Source organism: Methylobacterium sp. Leaf125 (assembly GCF_001423085.1).
GTDB lineage: Bacteria > Pseudomonadota > Alphaproteobacteria > Rhizobiales > Beijerinckiaceae > Methylobacterium.
The window spans coordinates 20,172-39,078 of sequence record NZ_LMNU01000047.1 but is presented as its reverse complement, the minus strand read 5'-3'; the positions used below and the strand labels follow the sequence as shown (position 1 = coordinate 39,078).

At 71.5% G+C, this 18,907-nt stretch carries 16 protein-coding genes; 13 read left to right on the top strand and 3 right to left on the bottom strand.

Features of this window, described 5'->3' with window-relative positions:
* Positions 1-59 precede the first annotated feature (59 nt).
* The 12 genes from ASF58_RS22255 (at position 60) to rimM (ending at position 13,741) form a co-directional block, all read left to right on the top strand.
* A complete protein-coding gene (locus ASF58_RS22255) occupies positions 60-1,034 on the top strand; it encodes a LysR substrate-binding domain-containing protein (RefSeq protein ID WP_055957790.1) in 975 nt (324 codons plus the stop codon).
* Positions 1,035-1,158: 124 nt separating this feature from the next.
* Positions 1,159-2,208 (top strand): AbrB family transcriptional regulator, encoded by a 1,050-nt coding sequence (locus ASF58_RS22250; RefSeq protein WP_055957787.1) that lies wholly within the window; start codon positions 1,159-1,161, stop codon positions 2,206-2,208.
* Positions 2,209-2,222: 14 nt separating this feature from the next.
* A complete protein-coding gene (locus tag ASF58_RS22245; RefSeq protein WP_055958146.1) occupies positions 2,223-2,579 on the top strand; it encodes a diacylglycerol kinase in 357 nt (118 codons plus the stop codon).
* 211 nt (positions 2,580-2,790) lie between these two features.
* On the top strand, positions 2,791-3,819 hold the full coding sequence (locus tag ASF58_RS22240) for an asparaginase (protein WP_055958143.1): 1,029 nt from the start codon (positions 2,791-2,793) through the stop codon (positions 3,817-3,819).
* A 143-nt stretch (positions 3,820-3,962) separates the two neighbouring features.
* Positions 3,963-5,528 carry a threonine ammonia-lyase, biosynthetic gene (gene ilvA, locus ASF58_RS22235; protein WP_156375849.1) on the top strand — a complete coding sequence of 522 codons (1,566 nt, stop codon included), beginning with the start codon at positions 3,963-3,965 and terminating at the stop codon, positions 5,526-5,528.
* A 225-nt stretch (positions 5,529-5,753) separates the two neighbouring features.
* Complete coding sequence (locus ASF58_RS22230; RefSeq protein ID WP_055957781.1) at positions 5,754-7,904, top strand: methyl-accepting chemotaxis protein; 2,151 nt, start codon at positions 5,754-5,756, stop codon at positions 7,902-7,904.
* Between the two features lie 160 nt (positions 7,905-8,064).
* Positions 8,065-8,961, top strand: coding sequence for a prolipoprotein diacylglyceryl transferase (lgt, locus tag ASF58_RS22225; protein ID WP_055958140.1), 897 nt, complete (start codon positions 8,065-8,067; stop codon positions 8,959-8,961).
* Complete coding sequence (locus ASF58_RS22220) at positions 8,958-10,040, top strand: SAM-dependent methyltransferase (RefSeq protein WP_055957778.1); 1,083 nt, start codon at positions 8,958-8,960, stop codon at positions 10,038-10,040. The genes lgt and ASF58_RS22220 overlap by 4 nt, the downstream gene beginning before the upstream one ends.
* Positions 10,041-10,734: 694 nt before the next feature.
* Positions 10,735-10,959: a hypothetical protein gene (locus ASF58_RS22215; RefSeq protein WP_055957775.1), complete on the top strand. Its 225-nt coding sequence runs from the start codon at positions 10,735-10,737 to the stop codon at positions 10,957-10,959.
* A 38-nt stretch (positions 10,960-10,997) separates the two neighbouring features.
* The gene (gene ffh / locus ASF58_RS22210; RefSeq protein ID WP_055957773.1) at positions 10,998-12,572 is read left to right on the top strand and encodes a signal recognition particle protein; all 1,575 of its coding nucleotides are present in this window, start codon (positions 10,998-11,000) and stop codon (positions 12,570-12,572) included.
* A gap of 105 nt (positions 12,573-12,677) precedes the next feature.
* Positions 12,678-13,040 (top strand): 30S ribosomal protein S16, encoded by a 363-nt coding sequence (rpsP, locus tag ASF58_RS22205; protein WP_055957770.1) that lies wholly within the window; start codon positions 12,678-12,680, stop codon positions 13,038-13,040.
* A 14-nt stretch (positions 13,041-13,054) separates the two neighbouring features.
* Complete coding sequence (rimM, locus tag ASF58_RS22200; RefSeq protein WP_055957767.1) at positions 13,055-13,741, top strand: ribosome maturation factor RimM; 687 nt, start codon at positions 13,055-13,057, stop codon at positions 13,739-13,741.
* A 59-nt stretch (positions 13,742-13,800) separates the two neighbouring features.
* Here the strand turns inward: rimM and ASF58_RS22195 are convergent, their stop codons facing one another.
* The 3 genes from ASF58_RS22195 to ASF58_RS22185 all read right to left on the bottom strand — a co-directional run bounded on the left by ASF58_RS22195 (position 13,801) and on the right by ASF58_RS22185 (position 18,380).
* Complete coding sequence (locus ASF58_RS22195) at positions 13,801-15,333, bottom strand: sensor domain-containing diguanylate cyclase (protein ID WP_055957765.1); 1,533 nt, start codon at positions 15,331-15,333, stop codon at positions 13,801-13,803.
* A 235-nt stretch (positions 15,334-15,568) separates the two neighbouring features.
* Positions 15,569-17,260: a HAMP domain-containing methyl-accepting chemotaxis protein gene (locus ASF58_RS22190; RefSeq protein WP_055957764.1), complete on the bottom strand. Its 1,692-nt coding sequence runs from the start codon at positions 17,258-17,260 to the stop codon at positions 15,569-15,571.
* Between the two features lie 217 nt (positions 17,261-17,477).
* Positions 17,478-18,380, bottom strand: a complete 903-nt coding sequence (locus ASF58_RS22185) for a LysR family transcriptional regulator (RefSeq protein WP_055957763.1) — start codon at positions 18,378-18,380, stop codon at positions 17,478-17,480.
* A gap of 124 nt (positions 18,381-18,504) precedes the next feature.
* On the opposite strand from ASF58_RS22185, the gene ASF58_RS22180 reads away from it, so the two are divergent.
* The gene (locus ASF58_RS22180) at positions 18,505-18,906 is read left to right on the top strand and encodes a DoxX family protein (RefSeq protein ID WP_055957758.1); all 402 of its coding nucleotides are present in this window, start codon (positions 18,505-18,507) and stop codon (positions 18,904-18,906) included.
* The last annotated feature ends 1 nt before the right edge of the window (position 18,907 follow it).

Genomic DNA, 18,907 nt, shown 5'->3' with positions numbered 1-18,907 from the left:
GACCCGCCGCGGGCGATTTGGCTAATGCATCGTGGCGAACGCAATGATAGGCATCGCCTATGAACATGTCCGGCCTGTCCCTGCGTGATCTCGAATACGTCGTCGCCGTGGCGGAGGAGATGCATTTCGGCCGGGCCGCCGAGCGCTGCAACGTCAGCCAGCCGACCCTGAGCGTCCAGGTCCGCAAGCTGGAGGATCTCCTCGGCCTCGCCCTGTTCGAGCGCGGCAACCGGCGGGTGATGCTGACGCCGGCCGGGCAGACCATCGTGCGGCAGGCCCGCATCGTGATGGCGGAGGCCCAGCGCCTCCTCGTGCTGGCGAGCGAGGGGCGCGGCGCGCCGCTCACCGGCCGCCTCGTCCTGGCGGCGATCCAGACCCTCGGGCCCTACCTGTTTCCGCTGATCCTGCGCACCCTGCGCCAGGAATACCCCCTCCTGGCGCTCGCCCTGAGCGAGGCGCGCACGGCCGAGATTCTGGAGGGTCTGCGCAACGGCCGCATCGATGCCGCGCTCGTGTCCCTGCCGGTCCCGGCCTCGGGCCTGACCGTGTCGCCCCTCTTCGTCGAGCCGTTCCAGCTCGCCTGCCCGGCCGAGCATCCCCTCGCCCGGGGCGGCGCCCTGCGGGCCACCGACATTGCCGGCCCCGACCTCCTCCTGCTCGACGAGGGCAATTGCCTGCGCGACCAGACCGTGGCGGCCTGCGGGGCCGGCTCGGCCGCCGGGCGCCACGCCACCAGCCTGGAGACCCTGCGCTCGATGGTGGCGGCGGGGGCGGGCTACACCCTGCTCCCGGCCCTGGCGGTCCCCTCCGGACCCGATCCCAGCGGCCTCACCGTGACGCGCAGCTTCGACGTCGATGGGCCGGGGCGCACCGTGGCCCTGGCCTGGCGCACCAGCGATCCGCGCGCCGATGGCCTCGCCCATCTGGCCGCCTTCTTCCGGACCCATGCGCCGGCGGGCACCGCGGCCTGCCGGGACGACGGCATGCCCCGTCTGCGCGCGGGGCGCCGTGACAGCGTGAGCGATCCGGTGTAGCGCCCGGCGCGACGGGCGTTCCGGCCCGGCCAGTTCCCGGCATCCCCTTCCGGGCAGCCCCTCCCGGCATCCACTTCCCGGTATCCATCCGCTCCCCGGTATCCATCCACTCCCCGGTATCATCGTGTTCGCACTGCGCTTCCTCGGCCGTTGGGCGGCTCTTCTCGCGGCCTCCGGCCTCCTGGCCTACGCCCTCGACCACGCGCATTTCCCGGCGGCCCTCCTGCTCGGGCCGATGGTGGCGGCCATCGCGTTCGGGGTCGGGGGCGCGAACCTGGCGGTGCCGAAGTTCGGCTTCCAGGCCGCCCAGGCGATGATCGGCTGCCTCGTGGCCCACACGGTCACGGGCGAGATCGTCGCCACCGTGGTGGATGACGGCTTCCTCATCCTCGCCGTGGTGCTGGTCACCGTCCTGGTCGGCGGGGCGGTCGGCTGGGCCCTGACCCGCCTGCGCATCCTGCCGGGCTCGACCGCCGCCTGGGGTTCGTCGCCCGGCGGCGCCGCCGCCATGGTGGCGATGTCGGAGGAGTACGGTGCCGACCCGCGCCTCGTCGCCTTCATGCAATACGTGCGCGTGGTCGCCGTGGTGCTCTCGGCCTCGATCATGGCGCGCCTGCTCACCAACGTCTCCGACGTGGTCCCGGCCGCCGATCCCGTCTCGGTGGCTCCGCTCGCGCTTCTGGCGACCCTCGCGGTCGCCGCCTGCGGCGCGGGCCTCGCCAAGCTCCTGCACCTGCCGGCCTTCGCCCTAACCGGGCCGATGCTGCTCGGCGCCGCCCTGCACGCCTCCGGCCTGGTCTCCATGGCGCTGCCGATGCCGCTCCTCGACCTCGCCTACGCCACCATCGGCTGGTATGTCGGCCTGCGCTTCCGGCGCGAGACCCTGCGCGAGACGCTCGGCGCCATGCCGGGCATCGTCATCGCCACGCTGGGGGTCATCGCGCTCTGCGGCGGCTGGGCCTACGGCCTGACCTTCCTGCTGCCCATCGACTTCCTCACCGCCTATCTCGCGACGAGCCCGGGCGGGCTCGATTCGGTGGCCATCATCGCGGTCGGCTCGAAGGTCGACGTGTCCTTCGTGCTGGCGGTGCAGACGCTGCGGCTGTTCGTGGTGCTGGTGACGGGCCCGATCGTGGCGAAGTGGATCGCCCGCGGCGCCCCCGCGGCGCCCTGAGCGGGCGCCCAGACATGCGCGCCCTCTACCTCGCCTTCCTGAATTCCTGGCGCGGCCTCGTGCACGGCGCCCGGACCGAGCGGGCGGTGCGCCTCGAACTCGTGCTCCTGGCCCTCGGGCTGCCGCTGGCGCTGCTCCTCGGGTCGGGGATGTGGGTCCGGGTCGCCCTGGTGGCGAGCCTGCTCCTGATGCTCGCGGCCGAGTTCCTGAACACCGCGGTGGAGAAGCTCTGCGACCACCTGCATCCGGGCCGGCACCCCAAGATCGGCATCGTCAAGGATCTCGCCTCGGCCGGGACCTTCTCCGCGCAGGGGATCGCCGCCCTGGTCTGGATCGCAGCCCTGTTCGAGCGGCTGTCCGATCTCCCCTGACGGGCTTCGCGAAAGACGTTCGTCGACGACATCCGCAGGTCGCGAGATGAAGCACCGGGCCCTGCGGCCTGGACAGGGATGCTGCCGTCCGTCAACGCTGGATGCCCGGTCGATCCCTGACGGAACGACTTGAAGCATCCGAGGTGCGTTCATGGCGGTCGCCACACTCCTGAGACAAACACTGTTCGGCCTGGGCGGTCTCCTTCTGCTGATGCATCCAGCGGCTGCGGCCGACACGTCGAAGGCGGACACCTCGAAGTCGGATTTGCCGAAGATCGCCGTGATCGCGACCGGCGGCACGATCGCGATGAAGCTCGACCCCACCACTCATGCGCCGGTGCCGGCGCTGTCGGGCGAGGACCTCGTCGCGGCGGTCCCGAAGCTCAAGGACATCGCCGCGATCGCCGTGACCGAGTTCAGCAACGTCCCGAGCGACTACATGGGACCGGACCGCTGGCCCGGCCTGTCCCGCAAGGTCGACGAGATCCTAGCCGATCCTGCGATCCGCGGCGCCATCGTCCTGCACGGCACCGATACGCTGGACCAGACCGCCTACTTCCTCGATCTCACCGTCAAGAGCGACAAGCCGATCGTGCTGGTGGGCGCCCAGCGCAACGCCTCCGACTGGGATTCGGACGGGTCGCGCAACCTCCTCAACGCCGCCCGGCAGATCCTCGCCGACGGGTCCACCGGCATGGGCGTGACGGTGACGCTCAACCACCACATCAACGCCGCCCGCGAGGTGCGCAAGACGCACACGAGCAACGTCGAGACCTTCAATTCCGGCGATGCGGGCTTCCTCGGCTACGTGGACGAGGATCGAGTGGTATTCGGCCGCAAGTCCCTGCGCCGCCAGACGCTGCCCCTGCCCGACCGCATGCCGCGGGTCGACCTGGTGGCGATGTATGCGGGTGCCGACGGCAGCCAGGTGCGCCATGCGGCCGAGACCGGCGCGGAGGCCATCGTCGTCGAGGCCTATGGCTGGGGCAACATGAACGCCGAGATGCACGACGCCATCGCGGAGGTCATCGGCAAGGGCGTACCGGTCATCGTGGCCACCAAGGTCCCTAACGGCCGCGCCCTGCCGGTGTACGGCTTCAAGGGCGGCGGCAACACGCTGCTGAAGGCCGGCGCCGTCTTCGCCGACGACCTGACGCCGGACAAGGCGCGGATCCTGACCCTGATCGCGCTGCCGAAGACCAAGGACCGCGCGGCCCTGCAGGCCCTGTTCGACAAGTAGGCCCCGTCGACGAGAGATCCTGCCCGCCCGCCACGGATGGCGCCCGCGCCCCCGTCGCGGGACGGGGCTCGGCCCGCGACAGCGCCTCGCTCGCTTCTGGCGCGCCGAGCGCCTATGTGCGGGGCGAGTTCCCCTCGCACCGCATCGCTGCCGGAGCCCGTGTCTCCTTGACCGACTACATCCGCAAGATCCTCACCGCCCGCGTCTACGACGTCGCCATCGAGAGCCCCCTCGACCCGATGCCGCGCATGTCGGTGCGCCTGGCCCGCCCGGTGCTCCTGAAGCGCGAGGACCTGCAGCCGGTCTTCTCGTTCAAGCTGCGCGGCGCCTACAACAAGATGTCGGGCCTGGCGCCCGAGCTGCTGGCCAAGGGCGTCGTCTGCGCCTCGGCCGGCAACCATGCCCAGGGCGTCGCCCTGGCGGCCGCCCGCCTCAACGTCCGCGCGGTGATCGTGATGCCGCGGACCACCCCGGCGATCAAGGTCGATGCCTGCCGCGCCCGCGGCGCCGAGGTCATCCTGTTCGGCGATGCCTTCGACGAGGCCCTGGGCCATGCCCGGGAGCTGGAGGCGCGCGACGGCCTGACCTTCCTGCATCCCTTCGACGATCCCGACGTGATCGCCGGCCAGGGCACCATCGGGATGGAGATCCTCACCCAGCATTCCGGGCCGATCGAGGCGATCTTCGTGCCCGTCGGCGGCGGCGGCCTCGCGGCCGGCATCGCCACCTTCGTGAAATACTTGCGGCCCGAGACCAAGGTCATCGGCGTCGAGCCGGACGACGCCGCCTGCATGGCCGCGGCCCTGGCGGCCGGCGAGCGCGTGGTCCTGCCGACCGTCGGGCTGTTCGCCGACGGCGTCGCCGTGCGCGAGGCCGGCGCCGAGACCTTCCGCCTCTGCCGCGCGTTCCTCGACGAGGTTATCACCGTCGACACCGACGCCATGTGCGCGGCGGTGAAGGACATCTTCGACGACACCCGCGCCATCTCGGAGCCCTCGGGCGCCCTGGCGCTGGCCGGCGCCAAGGCCTACGCCGCCCGGCAGGAAGGCGGCACCGGCACCCTGGTGGCGATCTCCAGCGGCGCGAACCTCAACTTCGACCGCCTGCGCCACATCGCCGAGCGCGCCGAGCTCGGCGAGCAGCGCGAGGTCCTGCTCGGCGTGACCATCCCGGAGCGGCCGGGCGCCTACCGCGCCTTCATCCAGACCCTCGGGCCCCGGGCGATCACCGAGTTCAACTACCGCTACGCGGCAGGTGCCGACGCGCAGATCTTCGTCGGCATCAACCTCGCGGGCGGCCTGCGGGAGAAGCACGCCCTCATCGACTCGCTGAAGGCTGCCGGCTACCGCACCGTCGACATGAGCGACAACGAGATGGCCAAGGTCCATATCCGCTACATGGTGGGCGGGCGCGCCACCGGCCTCGCCGACGAGCGGCTCTACCGCTTCCAGTTCCCCGAGCGGCCGGGGGCGCTGATGAAGTTCCTCGATGCCCTGGGCGACGGCTTCGCCATCACGCTGTTCCACTATCGCAACCACGGCGCCGATTACGGCCGCGTCCTCGCCGGCATCGATGTGCCGCCGGCCGAGCGCGCCCGCTTCGACGCGGCGATCGAGGCCCTGCACTACCCGTGCGTCGACGAGACCGACAACCCGGCCTACCGGATGTTCCTCGACGATGGGCACGGCATGGGGGGCGTCGCGGCCTGACGTCGACGCGCTGCGCGACGCAGCAATCACGGATTGCGGGAGGACGGGGCGTTTCAATGCCCGCTCGTTCGCGCGCCGGTGCGGCAGCAACAAATGATAAGGTTCGGCGGCTGATCCGTCGCCGGCACGTATTCTGAATACCACCCGAAGACGCGCCGGACGAAAGTTTTAATTCAACTTTCTCCCTTAGCAACGATGTCCGCACTTCCTCTTCGGGCGTAACCAATGCCGCGTTTGACCAGCCTCAACTTTCGTCTGCCCGCGATCACCGTCGGCCTGGCCCTCGTCAGCGCCACGGTGATGGGCGGGCTGAGCTGGTACAGCGCCCGCTCCGGCCTCGTCGACGCGGCCCGGGAACGCCTCCAGTTCGCCGCCTCGGCCCGGAAGGCAGGGATCGAGCTGATCGCCGAGCGGATCGGCGGCGACCTCGTCACCGTCGCGGGCAACCCGCAGGTCGGCGGCAATTTCGGCGACCTGGCCGAAGCTCTCGACCCCGCCAAAGCCGATTTCGCCGGGCTCGTCCGGACCTATACGGGCGGCGCGAACCTCGACGCGCGCCTCGGTGCCGAGGCTCCGGGCACCATGTACGGGCGCCGCCACGCCAAGGTGCAGGAAGTCGCCCGCAAGCTGCTCGAGCGCCCGGGCTACGCCGATCTCGTCTTCGTGTCGGAGGACGGGCGCGTCGTCTACACCACCACCAAGGGCGCCGATTTCGGCCACGCGCTCTCCGAGCCCGAGCTGGCCTCGACCGGCCTCGCCCGCCTGGTGGCGCGCCTGAAGGGCGCCGAATCCGACGCGACGCTCTACGAGGACTATGCCGCCTACCCGGCGGAGGCCGTCCCGTCGGCCTTCATCGGCCGGTCCATCGCCCGCCGCGCCAACGTCGCCATGGGCACCGGCCAGGAGGCCGCGCGCATCGGATTCGTCCTCCTGCGCCTGACCCCCGCCCTGTTCGACCGCACCCTCTCGGACCGGGCCGGGCTCGGCGAGACCGGCCAGATCCTCGCGGTGGGCGCCGACGGCGCCCTGCGGACCAACCCGCCCCTGTCCCCGGCCGTCACGGCCGGCAAGCCCGCGACCGCCCTCGGCCTCGACAAGGCGGACCTCGCGAGCGAGCGCCCCTTCACCTACGCGAACGGCGCGGGCCAACGGATGGTCGCGACCGCAAAGGTCTCGGTGCTCGGTGCGCCCTGGACGATTCTGGCCGAGCAGGCCGAGGACGAGACCCTCGCGGCGGTGGGCGCCCTCACCCGCGCCCTGGCGGTGACGGCGCTGGCCGTCCTGGCCGCCACGGCGATCCTCGGCCTCCTCTTCGCCCGCACCATCGTGGGTCCCCTCGGCGCGCTGACCCGGGCCCTGCAGGCGCTGGCCCGCCGCGAATCCCTCGCCGAGGTGCCGGGCAGCCGGCGCGCCGACGAGATCGGCGACATCGCCCGGGCCGTCGTCACCATCCGCGACATCTCCCTAGAGGAGGCCGCGCAGCAGTTGAAGACCACCGAGGCCGCCCGCCTGCGCGAGGAGACCGAGCGGCGCGCCCTGCTGCGTGACCTCGCGGACCGCTTCGAGCGCTCCGTCGGCGGCATCGTCGGCACGGTCTCGCAGGCCTCCGGCGACCTGCAGGGCGCCGCCACCGGCATGACCGAGGCGGTGGCCGGCACGGCGCGTCGCTCCACCTCCGTGGCGGCGACCGCGCAGGAGACCGCGGGCAACGTCAACGCCGTGGCGGTGGCGGCCGAGGAGCTCGGCGCCACGGTCGGCGAGATCGGCCGCCAGGTCGAGCAGGCCTCGACCATGTCGTCCCAGGCCGTCGACGAGGCCGGCCGCACCGCCGCCACCATGCAGACCCTGTCCGAGGCCGCGACCCGGATCGGCGACGTGGTCGGCCTGGTCTCGCAGATCGCCAGCCAGACCAACCTGCTGGCGCTCAACGCCACCATCGAGGCGGCCCGGGCCGGCGAGGCGGGGCGCGGCTTCGCGGTCGTCGCCGCGGAGGTGAAGAACCTCGCCGAGCAGACCAGCCGGGCCACCACGGAGATCGCCGAGCAGGTCGATGCCATCCGCTCGGCCACCACCGGCGCCACGGGCGCGATCCGCAGCATCGTCACGCGGATCGAGGGCATGAGCTTCGTCACCAGCAGCATCGCCGCCGCGGTGGAGGAGCAGGGCGTGACGACCCAGGAGATCGTGCGCAACATGGGCCAGGCCTCCGCGGGCACGGGGGCCATGAGCCAGGATATCGAGGCGGTGGCCCGCTCGGCCGCAGAGGCGGGCGCGACGGCGGACCAGGTTCAGCGCGCCTCCGCGGATCTCTCCCGGCAGTCCGAGCAGCTGCGCGCGGAAGTCGCGAGCTTCCTCGCCACCGTCCGGGCCGCCTGAGCGCGGCCGCAGGCGAGGCATCGCGGAGACATGCCCCCTGCGGCCTGACCGCAGGACGGGATGACAGGGGCCGGCGGCGTCCGCCGGCCATGTGCCTGGCGGGGTTGACCCCCCGGCGGGCTTGGCTCCAATGCCCCGGCTCAACCGGGACGCCTCGCCGATGCCGCCGCTCTTCGCCCTGCCCTTCCCCGCCATCGATCCGGTGGCGGTGGCGATCGGGCCGATCACCATCAAGTGGTACGCCCTCGCCTACATCGTCGGCCTGCTCGGCGGCTGGTACTATGCCCGCCGGCTGGTGGCGGCGGACCGCTACTGGGGCGTGGTCCGGCGCCCGAGCCTGAACGACATCGACGACCTCATCGTCTGGGTGGCGCTGGGCGTCGTCCTCGGCGGGCGCATCGGCTACGTGCTGTTCTACAACCTGCCGCTCTATCTCGCCGACCCCATCGAGATCCTGGCCATCCGCAACGGCGGCATGTCGTTTCACGGCGGCTTCCTCGGCGCGGTGCTCGCCATGGTGCTGTTCGCCCGCTCCCGGAAGCTCCAGGCCCTCACGCTCCTCGACCTCGCCGCCGTCGTGGTGCCGATCGGGCTGTTCTTCGGGCGGATCGCCAACTTCGTGAACGGCGAGCTCTGGGGCCGCATCGCCCCGGATTTCCCCTACGCCATCGTGTTTCCCACCGGCGGCCCCCTGCCCCGGCACCCGAGCCAGCTCTACGAGGCGGCCACCGAGGGCGCCCTCCTGTTCGTGGTGATGATGATCGCGGTGCGGGCCCGCGGCTTCCGCAAGCCCGGGCTGATGGGCGGCATCTTCGTCCTCGGCTACGCCATCGCGCGCACGTTCTGCGAGTTCTTCCGCGAGCCCGACCGCCAGCTCGGCTACCTGTTCGGCACCGAGGGCTGGTCGACTGGGGGCATCACCATGGGGATGGTGCTCTGCGTGCCGATGGCGCTCGTCGGCATCACCGCCATCGTCCTGGCGCTGCGCGGCACCACCCGTCCGCGCGTGGCGATCGAGGACGTCGCCGCTTCGCCCGCGAAGGTCGATCCGGCGTGACGAGCCCGCTCTTCGCCGCGCTCCGCGACGAGATCCTGGCCTCGGGTCCGATCGGGCTCGATCGCTACATGGGCCTCTGCCTCGGCCATCCGGTGCACGGCTACTACCGCACCCGCGACCCCCTCGGGTCCCGCGGCGACTTCATCACCGCCCCCGAGATCAGCCAGATGTTCGGCGAGCTCATCGGGATCTGGATCGCGGCGAGCTGGGGCGCGATGGGCGCGCCGGCCGACCTCGCCCTGGTGGAACTCGGCCCGGGCCGCGGCACCCTGATGCAGGATGCCCTGCGGGCGCTGAGCCGCGCCGCCCCGGATCTGCGCCCGGCCCTGCACCTCGTGGAGACGAGCCCGGTGCTACGGGCCGAGCAGGAGTCCCGGCTCTCGGCCGCCGCCCCGACCTGGCACGCGTCCATCGAGACCCTGCCGCCCGGCCCGACCCTCGTGATCGCCAACGAGTTCTTCGACGCCCTCCCGGTCCGCCAGTTCCAGCGCGCCGAGCGCGGCTGGTTCGAGCGCCTCGTCGGCCTCTCCGCGGCCGGCAATGCCCTTGCGTTCGGGCTGGCGGCGGAGCCGGACACGCGCATCAGCGCGAGCGGCCCCACCGGCGTCCTAATGACCCTTCCGGGCGCCGCCCTCGAGGCCGTGCGCAGCCTCGCCCGCCGCGTCGTCGCCGACCGGGGCGCGGTCCTTCTGGTCGATTACGGCCATGTCAGGCCGGGCTTCGGCGATTCGCTTCAGGCTCTGCGCGGCCACGCCTTCGTTCCGCCGCTGGCCACCCCCGGCGAGGCTGACCTGACCACCCACGTGGATTTCACCGCCCTCGGCCGGGCCGCCACCGGTGAGGGCGCGATCCTGCACGGGCCCGTGGACCAGCGCGACTTCCTCCTGGCCCTCGGCCTGCGCGCGCGCGCCGAGCGGCTGGGACGGGACGCGAGCCCGGCGCAGCGCGATGCGATCACGGCGGCGGCGACCCGCCTCACCGACCCCGCGCGGCGCGGCATGGGCAGCCTGTTCAAGGCGATGGCATTTTCCGACGCGACCCTGACGGCGCTGCCCGCGCTCCCGGCGCCGGGGCGCTGATCGGATCGATCAGCCGGCCGGGATCAATGGGCGCGGCGCGCGAACCACAGCGTTCCCAGGCCCAGCGCCAAGGCGCCGAGCGGGAACAACAGCAGGGTCAGGGTGTGGGCGTCCATTACCGGAGTTCCCGCAAAAAACCTCTTGCCGCCCAATGTAGGGCTCCGCTGACGCAGATGCAAAGCAGGGAGAGCACCGGTGTGAGCCAAGGTTGATCAGGTGGAGCCGCCGATGCGGCGCGCTGGGAGAACAGCGGCGCGAGTCCGCCCACGGCGAGGACGGCGATGGCCACTCCGTTCACGTAGGTGGCCGTCAGCTTCGCGCGTTCGTTCGCGATCAAAAGAGTCCTGGGATCAGGCGGTTCGACCATGGCACCTCGAACAACGGGTCTGGGCACAATGCGCCGACCCCGGCGGGGCATGATTCGGCGCCGTCTGCAGTCGGGAGAAGGATATTATTCCTACATGCAGGGTAAGCCGATGTCAAGGGCGCAGCCCCACCGGACCCGCAAAACTTGACTTGCCCCCGCCATCGGACTAACCGCCTCCCAATTCATTCGACGGTCTGATCGTCATCACGAACGCCGACCGGCCCCACGAGGCCGGAGGTCAACGCCCGACAGCGCGATGCGCCCTCGGGCGAGCTTCGCGTTGGGGACAGGGCGTCGGCCCCGTCCAGACCGTCGTCGCGAGTCCCGATGCCCAACGCCGCCGCGAACACGATCCTGCGCATCGAGGATGCGGTGAACGACACCTGCCCGTGGTCGGGCAAGCCGATCGCGGCCGACTCGCTCACCCTCTACAACGGCGCGGTGGTGGGATTCTGCAACCCGGAGTGCCGGGACAAGTTCGCCCAGGCGATCCGCGGCTTCGAGGATGCGCTCCAGGCGCGCCGGGCCGAGAGCGCGGGCGTGAACCAGTGACCGGTCCGACGACGATGCCGGTCCAGGGAGCCTGACGCATGTTCGAAGGCCTGTCCGATCGCCTTTCCGGGATTCTCTCCGGTCTCACCCGTCGCGGCGCCCTGACCGAAGCCGACGTCACCGCCGCCCTGCGCGAGGTCCGGCGCGCCCTGCTGGAGGCGGACGTCGCCCTCGAGGTGGTGCGCGGCTTCACCGAGAAGGTGCGCGAGAAGGCCGTCGGCGCCGTCGTCCTGAAGTCGGTCACCCCCGGCCAGATGGTCGTCAAGATCGTCAACGACGAGCTCGTGGCGATGCTGGGCTCGGAAGCCGGCATCATCGACCTCAATGCCCCCGCCCCCGTCGCCATCCTGATGGTCGGCCTGCAGGGCTCGGGCAAGACCACCACCACCGCCAAGATCGCCCGCCGGCTCGTCGCCCGCGACAAGCGCCGGGTGTTGCTGGCCTCCCTCGACACCCGCCGTCCGGCCGCGATGGAGCAGCTGGCGATCCTGGCCAAGCAGGTCGAGGTCGAGAGCCTGCCGATCGTCGCCGGCCAGTCGGCGGTGCAGATCGCCCGGCGGGCCATGGACGCGGCGCGCCTCGGCGGCTTCGACGTGGTCATGCTCGACACCGCCGGCCGCATCACCCTCGACGAGGCGCTGATGGCGGAGGCGGCCGAGGTCAAGGCCGCCACCAACCCGCACGAGGTGCTCCTCGTCGCCGACGCGCTGACCGGCCAGGACGCGGTCAACACCGCCCGCGCCTTCGACGAGCGCCTCGGCGTCACCGGCATCGTGCTGACCCGCATGGACGGCGATTCGCGTGGCGGCGCGGCCCTGTCGATGCGCGCCGTCACCGGCAAGCCGATCAAGCTCGTCGGCACCGGCGAGAAGGTCGACGCCCTGGAGGAGTTCCACCCCTCCCGCGTCGCCAACCGCATCCTCGGCATGGGCGACATCGTCAGCCTCGTCGAGAAGGCGGCCGAGACCATCGACCACGAGCAGGCGCTCCGCACCGCGGAGAAGATGCGCAAGGGCAAGTTCGACCTCGACGACCTGTCGATGCAGCTCGGCCAGATGGAGAAGATGGGCGGCATCGGCGGCCTGATGGGCATGCTTCCGGGCATGGGCCAGATGAAGAAGCAGGTCGAGAACGCCAATCTCGACGAGAACATGTTCAAGCGCCAGCGGGCCATCATCTCGTCGATGACCGCGCAGGAGCGGAAGAATCCCGACATCCTCAAGAATTCCCGCAAGAAGCGCATCGCGGCGGGCTCGGGGACGAAGGTGGAGGAGCTGAACAAGCTCCTCAAGATGCACCGGACCATGGCCGACATGATGAAGGCGATGGGCTCGGGCAAGCGCGGCATCGGCCAGGCCCTCGGCTCGATGTTCGGCATGGGCGCGGGAGGCATGGGCGGCGGTGGAATGGGCGGCATGCCCGGCCTGCCCCCCGGGATGCCGGAGCCGACGCCGGAAATGATCGCCGACATGCAGAAGCAGCTCGGCGGCAAGCTCCCCCCGATGCCCCCGGGCCTCGGGGGCAAGATGCCGGGCCTGCCCGGGCTCGGGGGTCCCAAGGGCCCCGGCGGCCTGCCGGGTCTCGGCGGATTTCCCTTCGGGAAGAAGAAGTAGCGACGGGGGGCGTAGCGCATAGCGAGTCGGGTTCACGCCCACGGACTCGCCATTCGCTACGCGCTTCTCGCCCTCACACGACACACTGACCTTTGGAGTAGACCCATGTCCCTCAAGATCCGCCTCACCCGTGGCGGCGCCAAGAAGCGCCCGTACTACCGCATCGTCGTCGCCGACGCCCGCGCGCCCCGCGACGGCCGCTTCATCGACAAGGTCGGCGTCTACGACCCGATGAAGGCCAAGGACGATCCGGCCCGCATCGTGCTCGAGGCCGACAAGATCCAGGCCTGGCTCGCCAAGGGCGCCCAGCCCACCGACCGCGTCCTGCGCTTCCTCGACGCCGCCGGCCTCGCCAAGCGCCCCGCGCGCAACAACCCGCAGAAGGCCGAGCCGGGCGAGAAGGCCAAGGAGCGCGCCGCCAAGCGCGCCGAGAAGGCCGCCGCCCCGGCCGAAGACGCCGCGGCCTGAGGCTGGATCCGCGCATGGCCCGCCGTCCCGGAGGCTCTTCATCCCACGGTGACGGTGGCCGCCGTGCGCGCCCCGGCCGCATCGGCAGCGATGCGGCCACCTCGGCCCACCGGCCGCGGCCCGAGGCCGACGCGCCCCTGCCGCCCACCGACCCGAGCCTCGTCCAGATGGGCGAGTTCGGGCGGGCGCACGGGCTCAACGGCGAGGTCCGGCTGAAATCCTACACCGGCGACCCGCAGGCGATCGCGTCCTACGGGCCGCTGATCGGCGCCGACGGCCGCCGCATCGACCTGACCGACGTCCGCCAGGCCGGCGGCGCCTCCCCCGACCTCCTGGTCGTGCGGGTGAAGGGCGTGACCGACCGGACCGGTGCGGAAGGCCTCAACCGCCTCGCCCTGTTCCTGCCCCGCGAGCGCCTCGGCACCGTGTCGGACGCGGACGAGTTCTTCACCGCCGACCTCGTCGGCCTCTCGGTGGTCGACACCCAGGGCGCCGTCCTGGGCACCGTCGCGGACGTGCCGAATTACGGCGGCGGCGATCTCCTGGAGATCAAGCCGGCCCTGGGCGGCGCCACCGCCCTCCTGCCCTTCACCAAGGCCTTCGTGCCGGAACTCGACGTCGCCGGCGGCCGCGTCGTGGTCGATCCGCCGGACGACCTGTTCGCACCGGCCCAGCCCCGCCCCCCGAACGAGCCCGCCTGAGGCGAACGAAGCGCCACGCGCGGCGCTGCCCGCGCCCGGCCGCGCGAGGCGGCCGGCCCTCAGGCGGCCTCCGCGTTCTCGCCCGATGCGCCTTCGCACGCCGCTGACCGGCTGCAGGTCCGGTTGCGACCGCTCGCCTTGGCGGCGTAGAGCGCCGCATCGGCGACGCGGTAGAGGTCGGTGGCGCCGCCGTGCGCGGCGCTCGCGGGCGCGGTCCCTGTCAGGCCGATGCTCACCGTCAGGGCGCCGGCCGGGATACCGGCGGCCGGAAGCCCGAGGCGATGGACCTCGGCATGCACGGTGTCGGCGACCCGCTGGGCGCCCGCCACCTCCGCTCCGGGGAGCAGCATGACGAATTCCTCCCCGCCCACGCGGCAGACGAGATCGCCCGGGTGGCGCACACTCGCCAGAAGGCAGCGCGCCAGGCCCTTCAGGACCTCGTCCCCGACGGCGTGCCCGTAACGGTCGTTCACGGCCTTGAAGTGATCCACGTCGATGACCAGCAGGGACAGGGGCTCGTCGCGGGTGATGCGCCCACCTTCGACGTCCGCCAGGGCCTCCTCGAAGCGGCGCCGGTTCGGCAGGCCGGTCAGCGGATCGGTGAGGGAGAGGCGGGCCAGCTCCCGCTGCATCCGTCCCCGGTGCCGGAGCTCGCGTCCGAACAGCAGCGAGAGGCCGGCACAGAGCCCGCACAGGATCAGCACGATGCTGCCGATCACCAGGGCCTTGGCCCGCCACTCGGCGTCGATCTCGTCCGGTGCCAGGGTCACGGCCAGGATCAGGGGGAGATCGCCGATCCGCGTGAAGGTGTGGTGGCGCGGCTCGTCGCTGCGCACGGCGCTGCCGATGAAGCTGCCGCTGCCCTCCCGCACGAAGCGCTGGAAGGACGTGGCGGCCGCGACGTTGTCCCCGATGGCGCCCGCGATCTCGGGATGCCGCATGATGCGCTGCCCGTCGCGGGCGTAGAGATTGATCGCGCCCTTGGCACCCAGGGCGATGTTGGCGAACAGGCGGCTGAAATAGGTGAGCTTCAGGGAAGCCTGGACGACGCCGCCGAAGCTGCCGTCCGGCTTGGTGATCCGGCGGCTGAGCACGATGACGGGGACGCCGAGCAGGCGCGAGGTGACGGGCTCGCTGATGAACAGGCCGAGATCGGGCCGGTCGCGATGGGCGCGGAAGTAGCTGCGGTCGGCGTTGTTAAGGGGCCGTGCCGGGATCGCGTTGGCGTCGAAGAGGGTGTCGCCGTTCTCGTCGACCACGAGAAAGACCCCCATGTCCCGCGCCGTCACGGCCCGGTCGAACAGGATGAGCTGGCGCAGGGCCGGGCTCACGGACGAGAAGCCGGGCGTCGACAGGTTGTCGACCACGCCGCGCAGGGACAGGTCGATGATCTCGACGTTGCCGGCGATGTCGCGCTCGATGACCTGGAGCAGGTTGCGCGAGGTCTGCGCGGCCTTGTCCCAGGCGTCGACCCGCAGGTCGATCAGCATCAGGCCGGACACCACGAGGAGGCCGAGCGGCGCCAGGACCCCGAGCCCGATCCAGGCGCGCGCCGAGCGCAGGTGGCCCGTGAGATCCGGCGTCATCCGCATCGGCGAGTCTGAAACCTCCGGTTGCTGCTCCTTCGGTTGATCGCACCCCAATGCCTAAGCCGAGCTTGTCGCCGCCGGAGCCAGGACCCGGCGCGGTGACTCCAGAGCCACTTTGTCTCAGGAAATCGCCGCCCGGGGGCGCCTGCCGGCGCCGCGGCGCTGGCTCCCCGGGTGAGCGGCCCCGGCGCGGGACCTGTTTTGGTTGACGTGGGCGGGTGGTCCCGCCCGCGCGATCTCAGGCGGCGCGGACGCTCGACAGGAACCGGCTCACCTCGGCGCTGAGGTGTTCGGACTGGCGCGACAGTTCGGAGGCCGAGGCGAGGACCTGCGTGGCCGCGGCGCCGGTCTCTTCCGAGGCCCGAGCCACGCCGGAGATGTTGCCGGTCACGGCGCTCGTCCCCTGGGCGGCCTGGGCGACGTTGCGCACGATCTCCTGGGTGGCGGCCCCCTGCTGCTCGACCGCCGCGGCGATCCCCGTCGCCATCCCGTCGATCTCGCGGATCCGGCCGGTGATGCCCCCGATGGCGGTGACGGCCTGGTCGGTGACGCCCTGGATCTCGCCGATCTGGCGCGCGATCTCCTCCGTCGCCCGGGCGGTCTGCCCGGCCAGCTCCTTGACCTCGGTCGCCACCACGGCGAAGCCGCGGCCGGCCTCGCCCGCGCGGGCCGCCTCGATGGTGGCGTTCAGCGCCAGCAGGTTGGTCTGTCCGGCGATGTTCGAGATCAGCCCGACCATGTCGCCGATCCGGGCCGACGTGGTCCGCAGGGCCTGGACGAGCTGACCCGTCTGGTCCGCCTCGCCGACGGCGGCCTGTGCCAGCCCCGCCGAACCCTGGACCTGGCGGCCGATCTCCTGAACGGAGCTGCCGAGTTCCTCGGCGGCCGCCGCCACCGTGCCGACGTTCGCGGCGGCCTCCTCGGCGGCCGCCGCGACCTGGGTGGACTGGGTCGCGGTCTCCTGGGCCGTCGCAGTCATCTGCTGGGCCGTGGCCTGCAATTCCGTGGCGGAGGACGAGACCAGGCCGACGATGCCGCCCACGGCTTGCTCGAAGCCATTGGCGAGTTCGATCATCGTGCGCTTGCGCTCCGTCACGGCGGCCGCGTCGGCGATGCGGCGGACCTCAGCCTGCTCGGCCGCCTTCTGCGCCACCATCGTCTTGATGCCCTCCACGGCGCGCCCGACGGCACCGACCTCGTCGCCGCGGCGCGCCTCCGGGATCGTGGCCTCGATGGAGCCCTGCGCCATGCGCTCGAGCACCCGGACCAGGCTGGCCAGCGGCCGGGTGATCCCCAGCACGCCCACGGCGGCGGCGGCCAGGAGGCCGGCGAGCATGCCGAGGGCACTGAAGAGCATCAGGCTGTGGCGCGTGGCGTTGGTCTTCTCCGTGAGCGCCTCCGAGCCCTCGTCCAGGGCCTTGGTGATGTCGTCCCCGAGCACCTTGCCCTCTTGGACCATGAGGGCGAAGCTCGGGTCGATGGCCCGGTGCACGAGGGCGATGGCCTCGGCGTTCCGATTCTCCGTACCCAGGCGGCGGACCTCGGTCACGTCCTGCACGAAGCGCTCGACGCGCGCGGTCTGTGCCGCGACGCGGGTCTCGAAGGACGGGGCCTGACGGCGCAGGTCGGCCAGGATCTGCCGCATCGGCGCGAGGGTGGATTCGAATCCCGCGTTGGCCGCCGTCAGCTGGGCCTCCTCGGTCTCGGCGATGATCCGGTAGACCCAGTAGTTCATCTCGAAGACGATCCGATTCACCCGGCGCGCCGTCGCGGCACCCTTGGCGTCCTGGAAAATGAACTGACGATAGGCATCGTCGATCTGCGTCATGCGGGCCTGGGCAAACCAGATACAGACGCCGACGACCAGCGCGATCAGCCCGATGACTGCCGCCAGCTTGGGCAGGATCTTGATCTTGGATAAAAACAGCATCGTTACGCCTCGAATTGAGTGCCTATCATCGATCCGTCCTGTTAAAATTTGATGGAGAACAGTTGACGCTCAGCATTTACACTGAGCCAAAACAATTCAACTTCAGAGCTATTTTGGCTGAACTGATTCAAGAGCGCGTGATCGTGCGGATCATCGACAGCGATCTCCGGCATTGATCGCCGGCATGGCCGCGGACGCGACCTGGCCGCCCCCCGGATCAGGGGCGCGGGGCGGCGTCGCGCAGCTGGCCGATGAGCCAGCGGCCGGCCGGTCCCGGCGGACGCTCCATCGGGTAGACCGCCCACATCGGCAGCAGCAGGCCGCCCTTCGGCAGGGCGGCGACGTCGAGGCGCACGAGCTGGCCGTTCGCGAGATCCTCGGCCACCACGTCCAGGGGCATGCCGCCCCAGCCGAGGCCGGAGCGCAGGAAGGCGTGCTTCGATCCGAGGTCGGCGAGGCGCCAGGTGCGCGGCGAGAACACACCGAATTCCCGCCCCTTGGTCAGGTCGCTGCGGTCGGTCAGCACGAGTTGGACGTGCTCGGCGAGGTCGGCGGTGGCAATCGGGCCGGGCCGGCTGGCGAGCGGGTGGTCGGGCGCCGCCACCATCACGAGTTCGATCTGCCGCAGGGGCTCGCGGGCGAGCTCAGGGGGCAGCAGGGGCGTCGCGCCCGCCACCGCGAAGGCGCAGCGACCGTCGAGGACCGGCGCGATCACCGCCCCCAGGGTCTCGACCTGGATGCGCAGGGGCGTCGCCGGGAAGGCCGGCTGGAAGGCCACCACCGCCCGCGTCACCACCTGGATCGGAAACAGCACGTCGAGGACGATGCTCACCTCCGGCTCGAGCCCGCCGGCGAGGTCGCGCGCCTGGGCCTTGAAGGTCTCGGCGGCCGCCACGGTGGCGCGCGCATGGGCCAGGAGCACGCGCCCGGACTCCGTCAGCACCGGGTAGCGGCTGGAGCGGTCGAAGAGCTTCACCCCCGACTGCGCCTCGAGGTTGGCCAGGGACTGGCTCACCAGGGACTGTGCCCGTCCGAGCTTGCGTCCGGCCGCGGAGAAGCTGCCGGTGTCCACGGCGGCCACGAAGGTGCGGAGCTGATCGAGGGTGAGCTGGTCGAGCATCCATCTGTCCAGGTGATGGGACACATCGAAAGATATAGGCTTCGCTAGGGGAAGGAAGCCACCTAGATCGTTGCCCACAGCCGAGCCGCCCCGGCCCTGGCGAACGCAGACCCGGATGACGTCCATGTCCATGACCCTGACCGCCGCTCCCGCCCCCTCGCGCGCCCGCACCGTCTCCGCCTGGTCGCTGCAGATCCTGCTCGCCCTGGTCTTCCTGGTGGCCGGCGGCGCCAAGCTCGCCGGCGTGCCGATGATGGTGCAGGTCTACGACCTCATCGGCGTCGGCCAGTGGTTCCGGATCGTCACCGGCCTCGTGGAAGTCGGCGGCGCCGTCGCCCTGCTGATCCCGGGCTATGCCGGCCTCGCCGCCCTCTGGCTCGCCGGCACCATGGTGGGCGCCGTGATCGCCCACCTAGTCGTCCTGCCCACGCCCGCCGCCCCGGCCGTCGTGCTCCTCGTCCTGACCGCGACCCTGGCCTGGCTGCGCCGGGACCAGACCCTCTCGCTCCTGGGCCGGCGTCGCTGAT

What these genes read in the sequence shown, in the direction of transcription:
- ASF58_RS22255 (WP_055957790.1), top strand. Translation starts at nt 60, where the DNA reads ATGAACATGTCCGGCCTGTCCCTGCGTGATCTCGAATACGTCGTCGCC.
- ASF58_RS22245 (WP_055958146.1), top strand. Translation starts at nt 2,223, where the DNA reads ATGCGCGCCCTCTACCTCGCCTTCCTGAATTCCTGGCGCGGCCTCGTG.
- ASF58_RS22240 (WP_055958143.1), top strand. Translation starts at nt 2,791, where the DNA reads ATGCATCCAGCGGCTGCGGCCGACACGTCGAAGGCGGACACCTCGAAG.
- ASF58_RS22230 (WP_055957781.1), top strand. Translation starts at nt 5,754, where the DNA reads ATGCCGCGTTTGACCAGCCTCAACTTTCGTCTGCCCGCGATCACCGTC.
- lgt (WP_055958140.1), top strand. Translation starts at nt 8,065, where the DNA reads ATGCCGCCGCTCTTCGCCCTGCCCTTCCCCGCCATCGATCCGGTGGCG.
- ASF58_RS22215 (WP_055957775.1), top strand. Translation starts at nt 10,735, where the DNA reads ATGCCCAACGCCGCCGCGAACACGATCCTGCGCATCGAGGATGCGGTG.
- ffh (WP_055957773.1), top strand. Translation starts at nt 10,998, where the DNA reads ATGTTCGAAGGCCTGTCCGATCGCCTTTCCGGGATTCTCTCCGGTCTC.
- rpsP (WP_055957770.1), top strand. Translation starts at nt 12,678, where the DNA reads ATGTCCCTCAAGATCCGCCTCACCCGTGGCGGCGCCAAGAAGCGCCCG.
- rimM (WP_055957767.1), top strand. Translation starts at nt 13,055, where the DNA reads ATGGCCCGCCGTCCCGGAGGCTCTTCATCCCACGGTGACGGTGGCCGC.
- ASF58_RS22195 (WP_055957765.1), bottom strand. Translation starts at nt 15,333, where the DNA reads ATGCGGATGACGCCGGATCTCACGGGCCACCTGCGCTCGGCGCGCGCC.
- ASF58_RS22190 (WP_055957764.1), bottom strand. Translation starts at nt 17,260, where the DNA reads ATGCTGTTTTTATCCAAGATCAAGATCCTGCCCAAGCTGGCGGCAGTC.
- ASF58_RS22185 (WP_055957763.1), bottom strand. Translation starts at nt 18,380, where the DNA reads ATGCTCGACCAGCTCACCCTCGATCAGCTCCGCACCTTCGTGGCCGCC.
- ASF58_RS22180 (WP_055957758.1), top strand. Translation starts at nt 18,505, where the DNA reads ATGTCCATGACCCTGACCGCCGCTCCCGCCCCCTCGCGCGCCCGCACC.